General features: G+C 69.5%; 13 protein-coding genes. 9 read left to right on the plus strand and 4 right to left on the minus strand.

Annotation, left to right across the window (positions count from 1 at the left end):
* Both ACFOD4_RS19615 and ACFOD4_RS19620 read right to left on the minus strand, forming a co-directional pair.
* Window positions 1-522 (minus strand): hypothetical protein (locus ACFOD4_RS19615; RefSeq protein ID WP_379599192.1); only part of this gene is annotated, 522 nt, incomplete at its 3' end.
* Window positions 519-758: a hypothetical protein gene (locus ACFOD4_RS19620; RefSeq protein ID WP_379599194.1), complete on the minus strand. Its 240-nt coding sequence runs from the start codon at window positions 756-758 to the stop codon at window positions 519-521. The genes ACFOD4_RS19615 and ACFOD4_RS19620, both read right to left, overlap by 4 nt.
* Window positions 759-1,003: 245 nt before the next feature.
* Here ACFOD4_RS19620 and ACFOD4_RS19625 point away from each other — a divergent pair, with 245 nt between their 5' ends.
* From ACFOD4_RS19625 to ACFOD4_RS19650, 6 genes are read left to right on the plus strand one after another with little or no spacing between them, the layout of a single operon-like run.
* Complete coding sequence (locus ACFOD4_RS19625) at window positions 1,004-1,762, plus strand: FadR/GntR family transcriptional regulator (RefSeq protein ID WP_379599196.1); 759 nt, start codon at window positions 1,004-1,006, stop codon at window positions 1,760-1,762.
* A gap of 37 nt (window positions 1,763-1,799) precedes the next feature.
* Window positions 1,800-2,939, plus strand: coding sequence for a mandelate racemase/muconate lactonizing enzyme family protein (locus tag ACFOD4_RS19630; RefSeq protein WP_379599197.1), 1,140 nt, complete (start codon window positions 1,800-1,802; stop codon window positions 2,937-2,939).
* Window positions 2,940-2,942: 3 nt separating this feature from the next.
* Complete coding sequence (locus ACFOD4_RS19635) at window positions 2,943-3,935, plus strand: hydroxyacid dehydrogenase (protein WP_379599199.1); 993 nt, start codon at window positions 2,943-2,945, stop codon at window positions 3,933-3,935.
* Window positions 3,932-5,107, plus strand: coding sequence for a mandelate racemase/muconate lactonizing enzyme family protein (locus tag ACFOD4_RS19640; RefSeq protein WP_379599201.1), 1,176 nt, complete (start codon window positions 3,932-3,934; stop codon window positions 5,105-5,107). The genes ACFOD4_RS19635 and ACFOD4_RS19640 overlap by 4 nt, the downstream gene beginning before the upstream one ends.
* The gene (locus ACFOD4_RS19645) at window positions 5,104-6,243 is read left to right on the plus strand and encodes a mandelate racemase/muconate lactonizing enzyme family protein (protein WP_379599203.1); all 1,140 of its coding nucleotides are present in this window, start codon (window positions 5,104-5,106) and stop codon (window positions 6,241-6,243) included. Before ACFOD4_RS19640 ends, ACFOD4_RS19645 begins: the two co-directional genes overlap by 4 nt.
* A 58-nt stretch (window positions 6,244-6,301) precedes the next feature.
* Window positions 6,302-7,291, plus strand: coding sequence for a Bug family tripartite tricarboxylate transporter substrate binding protein (locus ACFOD4_RS19650; RefSeq protein ID WP_379599205.1), 990 nt, complete (start codon window positions 6,302-6,304; stop codon window positions 7,289-7,291).
* 94 nt (window positions 7,292-7,385) lie between these two features.
* On the opposite strand, the gene ACFOD4_RS19655 is transcribed toward ACFOD4_RS19650, so the two are convergent.
* Window positions 7,386-7,715 carry an NIPSNAP family protein gene (locus ACFOD4_RS19655; RefSeq protein WP_379599206.1) on the minus strand — a complete coding sequence of 110 codons (330 nt, stop codon included), beginning with the start codon at window positions 7,713-7,715 and terminating at the stop codon, window positions 7,386-7,388.
* Window positions 7,716-7,899: 184 nt separating this feature from the next.
* Window positions 7,900-8,589 carry a FadR/GntR family transcriptional regulator gene (locus tag ACFOD4_RS19660; protein WP_379599208.1) on the minus strand — a complete coding sequence of 230 codons (690 nt, stop codon included), beginning with the start codon at window positions 8,587-8,589 and terminating at the stop codon, window positions 7,900-7,902.
* A 34-nt stretch (window positions 8,590-8,623) separates the two neighbouring features.
* On the opposite strand from ACFOD4_RS19660, the gene ACFOD4_RS19665 reads away from it, so the two are divergent.
* From ACFOD4_RS19665 to ACFOD4_RS19675, 3 genes are all read left to right on the plus strand, one after another.
* Window positions 8,624-9,568 carry a fumarylacetoacetate hydrolase family protein gene (locus tag ACFOD4_RS19665; RefSeq protein WP_379599210.1) on the plus strand — a complete coding sequence of 315 codons (945 nt, stop codon included), beginning with the start codon at window positions 8,624-8,626 and terminating at the stop codon, window positions 9,566-9,568.
* Window positions 9,569-9,636: 68 nt separating this feature from the next.
* On the plus strand, window positions 9,637-10,617 hold the full coding sequence (locus ACFOD4_RS19670) for a tripartite tricarboxylate transporter substrate binding protein (RefSeq protein ID WP_379599212.1): 981 nt from the start codon (window positions 9,637-9,639) through the stop codon (window positions 10,615-10,617).
* A 121-nt stretch (window positions 10,618-10,738) separates the two neighbouring features.
* On the plus strand, window positions 10,739-11,461 hold the full coding sequence (locus ACFOD4_RS19675; protein WP_379599214.1) for a haloacid dehalogenase type II: 723 nt from the start codon (window positions 10,739-10,741) through the stop codon (window positions 11,459-11,461).
* Window positions 11,462-11,573: the final 112 nt, after the last annotated feature.

Consider the following 11,573-nt stretch of genomic DNA (forward strand, 5'->3'; position numbering starts at 1 on the left):
CGCCGGGCGCGCCTGCGGCGGACGCGGGCGGGCTGCCCCCCCCGCCGCCTGGCCGGCCAGCTTGCCGGCCATGCCGCCCAGCGCACCGCCCAGCGCGGTTCCGAGCCCCGGCGCCACGATGCTGCCCAGCGCGGCGCCGGCCACCGGCAGGGCGGCCTGCGCCACCTGCCCCACCGCGGGCAGGACGGACTGGACGGCACGGCCGATGGACCCGAAGAAATCCTCCGCCTCGGCGGGCGACAGACCATCGATCATGCGGTCGAGCAGAACGTCGATTTCCTGATCGGTCAGCGTTTCGCCCTCGGGTCCCAGCAGGATGCGGACGCCGTCCTGATAGGTGGTGCCGGCCTTGTAGACCGGGGCCCAGTCCTCGGAATCCGCCAGAAAGGCAGGCGGCGCCTGCGCCGTGGGTGGAAGCGGCCAGGCTTCGAGTTCGGTCCAGCCCTGGCCGGCCGATTCCTCGGCGCTGCCGGGGCCGCCGCAGCCACAAGCGCCGCGGCGGTGTCGAGAAAAGGAGGTCATGGCACACCCCTGTCCTGATTTTTCGGGTGAGGGGGGATCTGCGCCAGCAAGGCGCGCAGGATCCCCGGAACCTGTTGCAGGCTGTGGAACCAGCAGGGCGGTTCCGCTTCGCGGCCTGGCGGTGGCACGGCGGCGATGCTGCCCCGCCAGCCCGGATTGCCGGACGCCGCCGGCGGCCGCGCCGGGAAGACGCTCACCACGAAAACAGCGGCGCGTTTTGACTCATCCTGCGTCATCTACCCAGCTTTCGCTTGCTGGGCACCAGGCTGGAGGACGCGGATCTCAGCCGTGTCACGAGCGGATCACAGGGGCATCACACGATATCACGAAGTTGCGCATCCTGGCTGGATGCCCAGTGGCTCGCGACCCGAGAACGCTGCGGCGCCGCCTCATGCCTCGCTATCCGCCCCGCCGAAGCGGCACGGACGCAGTGGATGCCAAGCCCTTGCCAGCCCCACAATATTGGTAGTACCAATTTGGTATGACCACTCTTCTACCTGAGCAGACACCGGCAGATGGACCGATCCCGCAGCCGGACGAGCGAAGCAACTTGCTGGGCCGGTTGCTGAGCCTGATCGCCTTCCATCGCCTGCGCCCCGGCGACCGGCTGCCGGCCGAGCGCGACCTTGCCGAGCGCTTTGGTGTGGGGCGTGGCGCGGTGCGGGAGGCGCTGGTGGTGCTGGAAACGCTGCGCATGGTGGAACGTCGGCCGAACTCCGGCATCTATCTGCGCGCGGTGGAGAAGCAGGGCTCCATCGAGGCCATTGTGCTGCAGGCGGAGCTGGGCATCCCGCTGACCGGGGCGGAAGTGCGCGAGGTGGTCGAGCTACGCCGCATCCTGGAGATGCAGGCCATGCGCCTGGCCGCCGAGCGGCGGCACGCGGAGGACATCGCGCGTCTGGATGCCATTCTGGCCAACGGCGCGGCGGCAGTGGCCGCCGGCGACGGCACGCAGCTCGCCGACTACGATGCGGCGTTCCACTTGGCCATGGTCGAGGCCACCGGCAACCACGTCTTTCTGCGCGTGGTGCACGCCTTCTACCTGATGTCGCGCAACCGCCGCCGCGCCTACTTCGCCGACGGGCAGCGGGCGCCGCTGTCGCATGCCCAGCATGTGGCGATGCGCGACGCCGTGGCGGCGGGTGACCCGGACCGTGCCGAGGCCGCAATGGGCGGGCATCTGCGCGGCGTCGAAAGCTACTGGCTCGAGCTGCTGGAGCGCCGCACGCGGGAAGAATAGCGGCGCCAACAGGCGCCAGGGGAGGAAAGACAAAAGAATGAAAGTGACCGACATCACCTGCCACGTGCTGCAAAGCAAGGTGGAGCAGCCGTTCACCTCGGCGCGTGGCTGGCTCTACACCACCCGCGCCTCCTGCATCGTCGAGGTCTCGACCGATGCCGGCATCACCGGCTGGGGCGAATGCTACGGCCCGGCGGCGGTGAACAAGACCATCATCGAGACGCAGTACCGCAGCCGCGTCATCGGCCGCGATCCGTTCGATGTCGAGGTGGTTTGGGAAGACCTCTACAACCGCATCAAGGATTACGGCCTGACCGGCATGACCATCGCCGCGCTGTCGGGCATCGACATCGCACTATGGGACATCATCGGCCGCGCCGTGGGCAAGCCGGTGCACAAGCTGATCGGCGGCGCGCACCGCACGGAGGTGCAGGCCTATGCCACCGGCCTCTACTTCATCGACATGGACCGCCTGGTCGAGGAAGCGGTCGAGGAAGCGCAGGAGTATGTCGAAGGAGGCTTCCGGGCCATCAAGATGAAGATCGGGCTAGGGGACCCGAAGCTCGACCTGCGGCGCGTGGCGGCGGTGCGCAAGGCCATCGGCCCCGACGTGAAGCTCGCTGTGGACGCGAATCACTGCTTCACCGTGCCGCAGGCCATCCGCCTCGGCCGCGCCATGGAGGAATTGGACCTGCTGTGGTTCGAGGAGCCGATCAGTCCCGAGGATCATGATGGCTATGTCGAGGTGACGCGGGCGCTCGATATGGCCGTTGCGGGCGGCGAGAACGACTTCACCCGATGGGGCTTTCGCGACGTCATCGCGCGAAAGGCGATGGACATCGTGCAGCCTGATGTATGCGCCGCGGGTGGCATCAGCGAGTGCCGCAAGATCGCCGCCATGGCTTCGGCCCATGGCGTGGAATGCGTGCCGCATGCCTGGGGCTCGGCGATCGGACTGGCCGCCACGGTGCAGTTCATCGCCGCCCTGCCCGACATGCCGCCGGCGTTCCGGCCCATGCCGCCCATGCTGGAATTCGAGCAGACGCCCAATCCGCTGCGCGACCATCTGGCCAAGGAGCCGATCGTGCAGCATCGCGGCATGGTACGCGTGCCGGATGGTCCGGGCCTCGGCATCGATGTCGATCGTGCCGTGCTGGCGCAGTACAAGGTGGGTTGAGCGATGCTGGTCGCCCTTACCGATCCCATCGACCCGGCGGGCGAGGCGGTGCTGCGCGCTGCCGGCCACGATATGGAGCAGGCCACGCCCGGTGGGCTCGACGCGCTGCTGCTTCACGCCGAAGCCGTGGTGGTGCGCCGCCAGTTGCCGGACGATCTCTGCGCCCGCGCTCCGCGCCTGCTGGCGGCGGTACGCCAGGGTGTCGGCGTCGACATGATCCCTATTCCCGACTGCACGGCACACGGAGTGCTGGTCGCCAACGTGCCCGGAGCCAACGCTGACTCCGTGGCCGAGTTCGCCATCGCCCAGATGCTGGGGGTCGCCCGCCGCGCCGAGACGATGCACAATGCGCTGCTGGCCGAGGGATGGAACTTCTCCCGTGGCCGCACGGCGGAGGCTTTCGAGCTGCGCGGCCGCACCCTCGGCATTGTCGGCGTCGGCGCGGTGGGGCAGCGCCTGGCGGAGATCGCCGGAGCCGGCTTCCGCATGCACGTGCTCGGTCACCGGCGTGACCGTGCCGCGCTGCCGCCGGAGGTGGCCTACGCATCGCTGGAAGAGCTGTTCGCCGCCAGCGATTTCGTCGTTCTCGCCTGCCCGCTGACGGAGGAAACGCGCGGCCTCGTTTCCGCGGCGCTGCTGGCGCGGATGAAGCCGAGCGCCTGGCTGCTCAACCTGGCGCGGGGCGCCGTGGTGCAGGAAGCGGCGCTGCTGGAGGCGCTGCGCACGAGCCGCATCGGCGGTGCGGCGCTCGATGTGTACGCCAGCCAGCCCCTCGCGCCGGACCATCCGCTGCGCGCGCTGCCCAACGTGCTGCTGACGCCGCATGCCGCCGGCCTCAGCCGGGAGGCGGTGCTGCGCATGAGCACCGGCGCCGCCGAGGAGGTGGTGCGCATCCTGCGTGGCGAGCGGCCGCGCAGCTTCGTCAATCCCGAAGCCTGGGCGGCCTCGCGCGCGCGGCGCCAGGGCCTCGGCCATCCGGAGGCCGTCACGGCATGAAGATTTCCCGCGTCGAGGCCACATGGTGCCGCGTGCCGATCCCCGAGGAGCGGCGCTTCACCAGCGATTTCGGCCTGGTCTCCACTTTCGACTCCGTAATTGTCCGCGTGGACACCGAATGCGGCCTCACCGGCTGGGGCGAGGCCAAGGCGGGAGTGGGCAGCGCTGCCGCCTGCGCCGGCCTCGCCGCCATCATCAACCTTGATTACGCGCCGCTGCTGCGGGGCCAGGATCCGCGCGACATCTCCCGCCTGTGGGACGTGATGTACAACACCCCGCGTGAGGGCTACGCCATCGCCGATGGCCACGGCCTGCCGCAGCTCGGCCGGCGCGGCCTGTCCATCTCCGCCATCGCCGGCGTGGACATCGCGCTGTGGGACATCCTCGGCAAGTCGCTGGACGTGCCGGTCTGGCGGTTGCTGGGGGGACGGCGATTGGCGCGCATGCCGGCCTATGCCTCCGGCGGCTGGGCCGACGCGTCGAAGATCGGCGCCCAACTCAAGGGGTACTGCGACAGGGCGGGCTTCCGCGCGGTGAAGATGCGCGTCGGCGTCATGGATGGCTCTCCCGCCCGCTCCGCCGCCCGCGTACGCGCGGCGCGGGAGGCGCTGGGGCCGGACATCCGGCTGATGGCCGATGCGCACGGCACCTGGACCGTGGCCGAGGCACGCGCCTTCTGCCGCATGGTGGAGGATCTCGACCTGTTCTGGTTCGAGGAGCCGTGCAGCGCCGACGACAAGGCCGGGCTGGCCGAGGTGCGGCGCTGCTCCACCGTGCCGATCAGCGCGGGCGAGAGCGAATTTACCCGGCATGATTTCCGTGAGCTGGCGGAGCTGCGCGCGGTCGACGTCATGCAGCCCGACCTTGCCATCGCCGGCGGCATCACCGAAGGGCTGCGCATCTCCGCCATCGCCTCGGCCTACAATCTCCGCCTTGCGCCGCACCTGTGGTCCGGGGCGCCGGCCTTCGCCGCCGGGCTGCATCTGGCGGCGACGCAGAGCGCCGGCTTCATCCTGGAATACTCGCTGGGCCACAACCCGATGCTTCATGACCTGATCGAGGAGGATTTCCCCGTGGAGGACGGCCATGTGGCCATCCCGGATCGACCTGGTCTCGGCATCACCGTGCGGGACACCTTTCTGCGCGAATTCGGACAAAGGAGCATCGCATGAAGATCGCCGAGATCGAGGCCTTCCCGACCTCCTTTCCGGTGCCGGAGGGCGCCCGGGTTGCACTTGGCGTCGGACGGGCGGTGAAGCGCGATGCGGTGGTGGTCAAGGTCACCACCGATGATGGCTTGGTCGGCTGGGGCGAAAGCCACCATGGCCGCGCCCACACGGCCGTGGCTGCCCTGCTGCGCACAACCTTGCGGAGCCTCGTCCTCGGCATGGATGCGGCCGACACGGTGGGAGTATGGGCAAGGATCTATCGCGGGCAGCTCGCCAGCCACGGCATGGGCGCGGGCTGCGCGCTCGCCATGTCCGGACTCGACATGGCGTTGTGGGATATCCGCGGCAAGGCGGCGGGGTTGCCGCTCTACAAGCTGATGGGCGGTGCGGCGCGGGCGGTGCCTGCCTATGCGGGGGGCGTCGCGCTGGGCTACCAGCCGCCGGAGGAGCTGGTGGAAGAGGCGCGGCCGCATCTTGATGCGGGATACCGAGCGCTGAAGCTGCGCATCGGCGACACCGTGCCGAAGGACATCGCCCGCATGGAGGCGGTGCGGAAGGCCGTGGGCGACGGCATCGACATGCTGGCCGACGCAAACACCGCCTACAGCCTGGCCGATGTGCGCCGCGTGATGCCGGCCATGGAGGCGCTGCGGATGGGCTGGCTGGAGGAGCCCTTTCCGCCGCATGACCGGCACGACTACGCCGTGGCGCGAAGCTATGGCACCACGCCGCTCGCGGTGGGTGAGAATCATTTCACCCGCTTCGAGTTCGCACCGCTGCTGGAGGACCGCGCCATCGGCATCTGGCAACCGGATCTGTCGAAATGCGGTGGCATCACCGAGGCGCTGCGCATCGCCGCCATCGCCTCGGCGCACAAGATCGCGGTGCATCCGCACAGCTCGATGACCGGGCTGAACCAGGCGGCCAGCATCCATTTCCTCTGCGCCATCGACAATGCCGGGTATTTCGAGGCCGACGTGTCGCGAGGCAACCTGTTCCGTGACGCACTGGTCAGCAAGCCCTGGCGCATCGGTCCGGATGGTTGCGTCTGGCCGCTGGAGGCCCCCGGCCTCGGCGTCGAGGTGGATGAGGGCTGGCTCCGCGCCCATCCCGCGATGGAGGGCCCGGGCTACGTCTGATCCAATCCCGCAGTGACCGCCCCGGCAGAGGGCGGCACCGCTGCAACAGGAGGCGTTCATGTCACAGCACACCAGGCGGAGCCTGCTCCGCCATTCCGCCGCCGTCGCCATGGCCGGCTGCCTTTCGGGCGCGGCCGCCGCCGCGGAGGCACCGTTCCTGAACCATGAGGTACGGTTCCTCAACGCCTTCGCGCCGGGCGGCACGTCCGACCTGATCGGGCGGATCCTGGCCGAACAGCTCGCCAAGCAGGTGGGGCAGAACGTGGTGGTGGAGAACCGAACCGGCGGCGGCGGCGTCATCGCCACGCAGGAGCTGGTGCGCAGCGCACCCAATGGCCACACGCTGCTGCTGGCTTCCATGGGGATCATGACCATCACGCCGCAGATGCAGAGCGTGCCCTACGACGTCGGAAAGGACCTCATCCCGGTCACGAACATCGCTTCCGTGTACAACATCCTCGTCACCGGGCCGCGATCGGACATCCGCAGCTGGCAGGATCTGGCGCGGCTCGGCAAGGGCGGCGGCCGGGCGGTCAGCTGCGCCACCGTTGGCGCCGGATCCAGCCAGCAACTCTCCTGCATCCTGTTCTCCGCGCTGACCGGTTCGCAGATCACGCAGGTTCCGTATCGCGGCGGTGCACCGGCCATTCTCGACATTTCCGGCGGCCGGGTAGATGTGATGTTCGGCAACATGCCGGAATTCCTGGGGCAGATCCGCGATGGCGGATTGCGGGCCATCGCCTATGGCGCACCCGCGGCCTCGCCCCTGATCCCGGACCTGCCAGTGATTTCGCAGGACGGGCTGCCGAAATTCGTGATCCCGAGCTGGTTCGGCGTCGTGCTGCCAGGCGGCACGCCGCAGCCCATGGTGGACCGCTGGAACGCCGAGCTGAACCGCGCGCTGGAAGCGCCCGAGGTGCAGCGGCGTTTCACCGAGAACGGATTGCAACGGATCGGCGGCTCGCGCGACGACTTCATGGGCCAGATCGCCACCGATCGGGCACGCTGGGGCGATATCATACGCGAGCACAACATCCGCGCGGACTGAAGGCGCGGGCCGGTGGATGGGCTAAGTCAGGCCCGCACCATCCGGCCTGTTCGGTGTGGGGCCGGGCGCGGCGGCGTCCGGCCCCGCGCGGAGCTCAGCCCCGCACCGGGCTTGGGGCGAAGGCGGCTGGCACCATCAGGCTGTTCCGTTGCGAGATCAGGTAGCCCGCCTGCGCGCTGATCTCCAGGTAGCGCTGCCATCCCGGATCCGCCTGGAGGGCGGCGCGCTTGGTCGCGCGATCGGCCGCATCGGCATAGGCCCAGATGTGGACATAGCAGTTCACATCGCCGGTTTCCGTTGTCAGGTAGGCAACCGGCTCTCCCAGATGGCGGCGCTGCACCGCCCAGCCATGCTCCTCGTACAGCGCGAGATGCTTGCGGATGGTGCCTGGGCGGCAGATGTAGGTGCGATGGTCGATCAACATGATGGACACGTCTCCTGATCAGCAATGTCGGTGATGGGCGCGTTGGTGGCCGCTTCGCCGCGCGGCTGGATGGGATCGCAGCATATCGCGCGGCCACTGGCAATTCGGAGTTCTGGAATCCGGGGCGGCGTGCCACCTTTCGCCGCGGCGCTCCCGCAGGGCCGCTCAGCAGCTTCGCGCCGATCTATTCTCCGAACATGTAGTTCTGCACGAACAGGATGTGCGCGCGCATGGTCTGGCGCGCGGTGTCGCGGTCGCGCTGCCGCACAGCCTCCACCATGGCATGATGCTGCGCCTGCAAGGTGGCGCGGTGCTCCGGCGTGTTGCCGTGCGCCTTGAGATGTCCCCAATCCGTACGCTCCCGAACGCGCGCGAGCGAGCGGCTCATGCCGATCACGGCAGCGTTGTGCGTGCCGAGCGCGAACGCGTCGTGCAGCGCGGCATCCCAACCCTCGAAGGCGGCAAGGTCCGCGGCGGCATCGGTGCCGCGCAGGCATTCCTCCATCCGGGCCAGATCGCCCGGGGTGGCCCGTGTCACCGCAAGGGCGATCATCTCGGGCTCCAGGATCAGGCGGCACTCCACCACGGCGGCCGGGCTCAGCGCCGCATCCTCCGGTGCCGCCGGGTCGGATGCGCTGCGGAAGGTGCCCCGGCCCACATGGCGCCGGATCAGGCCCTGCCGTTCCAGCCCATCCAGGGCTCGGCGCAGCGTGTTCCGCGCCACGCCGTACCGAAGGCTCAGCACCCGCTCCGTGGGCAGCTTCTCGCCTGCCTTCCACTCGCCGGAGCGCAGTGCCTGTTCCAACGCCGCCTGCAGTCGCGACGCCGCCATGGCCTGGGGCGCCGACTCTTCCGTCTTGACTGGATCAACCATACCATGAACCATATCGGGCTATTGGTATAGATCAATGCCCGATTGGTTCAATCCTGATCCCATGGGGCGCGAGGGGAAAGTTCTTATGCGGCTGGCCATGGTGATGTTGCAGGGGTCGCCCCGTCTTGCCCGGGTGGATGCGGAAGGGCGGCATTGCTGGCCACTCGCGGCCCTGGCGCCGCATCTGCCGGCCGACATGGCCGGACTGATCGCCGCCATGGCCGGCGGCGCCATCGTGCCTGAGCCCGAGGGCGAGGGCGTGCCGGTGGCGGAGAGCATGCTGCTCGCGCCGCTGCCGAACCCGCCGCGCAACATCTTCTGCGTCGGCAAGAACTACCACGCCCATGCACGGGAATTCGCCGGCAGCGGCTACGATTCCTCCTCGACCGGGGCGGCGGATGCCATTCCCCAGGCGCCCATTATCTTCAGCAAGCCGTTCACGGCCATTTCCGGACCTAGTGACGACATTCCGCTGCATCCGGGGATCGATGCCGCGGTGGATTACGAGGCCGAGCTGGCAGTGATCATCGGCCGCGGCGGCCGCGACATCACCCGCGCCGACGCCCTGTCGCATGTGTTCGGCTACACCGTGGTGAACGACGTGACAGCTCGCGACCTGCAAGGCACCCACAAGCAGTGGCTGCTGGCCAAGGGCATCGACGGCTTCTGCCCCATGGGGCCCTGGATCGTCACGGCCGACGAGATCGGCGACCGGCCGATGCGCGTCACCTGCAGCGTCAATGGCGAGGCGCGGCAGGACGCCTCCACCGCCGACCTGATCTTCGACGTGCCGGAGCTGATCGCGACCATTTCCCGCAGCATGGCGCTGCTGCCGGGCGACGTGATCGCCACGGGCACGCCGGAGGGCGTTGGCATTGGCTTCAAGCCACCACGCTTCCTGCGCGACGGCGACGTGGTGGAATGCGCCATCGAGGGGATCGGCCGCATTCGCAACAGGCTTCGCAAGACAGGCGGCTGAACCGGCCGCCGCGGGGTGCCGACCATTCCGAAGAACAGGATGGGCAAACCATCCAGGGAGGATATGTGGTGCTGGCTCGCAGACGACTTCTCACGGCGCTCGGCGCGGCCGGGCTCCTTCCCGCCGCAGCCTGGCCGCAGGAACAATGGCCTGACCGCGCGATCCAGATGGTGGTCGCCTTTCCGCCCGGCGGGCAGGCCGACGTGGCCGCCCGGCCGGTCGCGGCGGCGCTGGAGCGGGTGCTCGGACATGCCATGCCGGTGGTGAACCGGCCGGGCGCCGGCGGCATCCTCGGCAGTGCCAGCGTCGCCCGCGCGGCGCCTGATGGCTACACGGCCCTGATGGCGCTGTCGTCGCTGGGGGTGCTGCCGGAAAGCGAGCGGATCATGGGCCGCACGCCGGCCTACACGGTGGATCAGCTGGTGCCGGTTGCCCGTGTCACCGCCGACCCCACGGTGCTGGTGGTGCCCGCCAGCGCCCCTTGGCGCAGCCTTCAGGACTTCCTTGCCGCGGCAAAACGCGCGCCGGGCACAATCTCCTACGGCTCGGCCGGCAACTATTCCACGCTGCATGTGGCGATGGCGATGCTGACCGGCTCGGCCAACATTGACCTTTTGCATGTGCCGTTCCAGGGCGGCGGGCCGGCCCTGACGGCGCTGCTTTCCGGCACCGTGAACGCACTGGCCTCCGGGCCCGGCCCCGCCCTGCCGCATGTTCGCGAAGGCCGGCTGCGGGCTCTCGGCTGCTGGGGGCGGCAGCGCATCCCGGGCTTCGAGGATGTGCCGACCTTTATCGAGCAGGGCCATCCCGAGGTGGAGTTCTACATCTGGTCCGGCGTGTTCCTGCCCGCCGCAACGCCAGCCGCCGTGCAGGAGCGCTGGCGGCAGGCGCTGCGGCAGATCTGTGCGGAGGACGAGCCGTTGCGGCGCGCTCTGGAGGCCGCGGGCAGCCCGGTCGCCTACCAGGATGGCGAGGAGTTCAGGGAGTTCTTCCGCGACGACACGGCCCGCCTCACCCGCGCCGTGCAGCGCATCGGCCGCGTCGAGTAGCGCGTGCCCGACCGGCCGCTCGCCGGAGGGCAGCGCCCCTGCCGCAACCCGGCGCTTGCTTGACAGGCTTCCGGCGTGCCGGTCCACTGGCCCGCGGAAACCGGTGGGCAGGAAGAACGGCATGCAGTCCTTCGCGGATGTTCAGGCGCTTGTCTTCGATGTTTTCGGCACGGTGGTGGATTGGCGGCGCGGCGTGGCGCGGGAAGCCGGCGCGTTTCTCGCGCGCCACGCACCGGGCGTCGAACCCTCCGCCTTCGCCGATGCGTGGCGCCGGCGCTATTCCCCCGCCATGGAGGAGGTGCGATCCGGCCGCCGCCCCTTCACGCGGCTGGATGTGCTGCACCGCGAGAACCTGGAGGCCGTGCTGCCGCAATTCGGCATCGACGCGGCCGGCGTGCCGCCCGCCGAGCTGGATGCGCTCAACCTCGCCTGGCACCGCCTCGATCCATGGCCGGATTCGATTCCGGGCCTTGCGCGCCTGAAGCGCCGCTTCATCATCGCGCCCCTGTCCAACGGCAATATCCGGCTGATGCTGGACATGGCGAAGCGGGCTGGCCTGCCCTGGGACGCCATCCTGGGCGCCGAGGTCGCGCAGGCCTACAAGCCCACGCCCGAAGCTTATCTGCGAACCGCCGAGGTGCTGATGCTGAAGCCCGCGGAGCTCTGCCTGGTGGCGGCGCATAACGGCGACCTGGCTGCGGCGCAGCGTTGCGGATTGCGGACCGCCTTCATCCCGCGCGCCGCCGAGCATGGGCCGGATCAGGCGACCGACCTCCGCGCGGAAGGCGAGTGGGACGTGGTCGCGGCCGACATGGAAGACCTGGCGGAACGCCTCGGCCTTTGAGCGCCCTGCGCCGATCGACGGGGCATTGCTCGGGCGCGTTCATCGCCCTCCACAGCGCGGCGGAACCAGCCGACACCGCATAGATTCCGGCACCGCCCCGCGCCTCGAACGG

The organism is Teichococcus globiformis (assembly GCF_042646265.1).
Taxonomy (GTDB): Bacteria; Pseudomonadota; Alphaproteobacteria; order Acetobacterales; family Acetobacteraceae; genus Pseudoroseomonas; species Pseudoroseomonas globiformis.

Excerpts from the sequence above, each read along its gene's own strand:
- ACFOD4_RS19620 (WP_379599194.1), bottom strand. The coding sequence starts at position 758 with ATGACGCAGGATGAGTCAAAACGCGCCGCTGTTTTCGTGGTGAGCGTC.
- ACFOD4_RS19635 (WP_379599199.1), top strand. The coding sequence starts at position 2,943 with ATGCTGGTCGCCCTTACCGATCCCATCGACCCGGCGGGCGAGGCGGTG.
- ACFOD4_RS19625 (WP_379599196.1), top strand. The coding sequence starts at position 1,004 with ATGACCACTCTTCTACCTGAGCAGACACCGGCAGATGGACCGATCCCG.
- ACFOD4_RS19650 (WP_379599205.1), top strand. The coding sequence starts at position 6,302 with ATGTCACAGCACACCAGGCGGAGCCTGCTCCGCCATTCCGCCGCCGTC.
- ACFOD4_RS19655 (WP_379599206.1), bottom strand. The coding sequence starts at position 7,715 with ATGTTGATCGACCATCGCACCTACATCTGCCGCCCAGGCACCATCCGC.
- ACFOD4_RS19645 (WP_379599203.1), top strand. The coding sequence starts at position 5,104 with ATGAAGATCGCCGAGATCGAGGCCTTCCCGACCTCCTTTCCGGTGCCG.
- ACFOD4_RS19660 (WP_379599208.1), bottom strand. The coding sequence starts at position 8,589 with ATGGTTGATCCAGTCAAGACGGAAGAGTCGGCGCCCCAGGCCATGGCG.
- ACFOD4_RS19665 (WP_379599210.1), top strand. The coding sequence starts at position 8,624 with ATGCCCGATTGGTTCAATCCTGATCCCATGGGGCGCGAGGGGAAAGTT.
- ACFOD4_RS19640 (WP_379599201.1), top strand. The coding sequence starts at position 3,932 with ATGAAGATTTCCCGCGTCGAGGCCACATGGTGCCGCGTGCCGATCCCC.
- ACFOD4_RS19675 (WP_379599214.1), top strand. The coding sequence starts at position 10,739 with ATGCAGTCCTTCGCGGATGTTCAGGCGCTTGTCTTCGATGTTTTCGGC.
- ACFOD4_RS19630 (WP_379599197.1), top strand. The coding sequence starts at position 1,800 with ATGAAAGTGACCGACATCACCTGCCACGTGCTGCAAAGCAAGGTGGAG.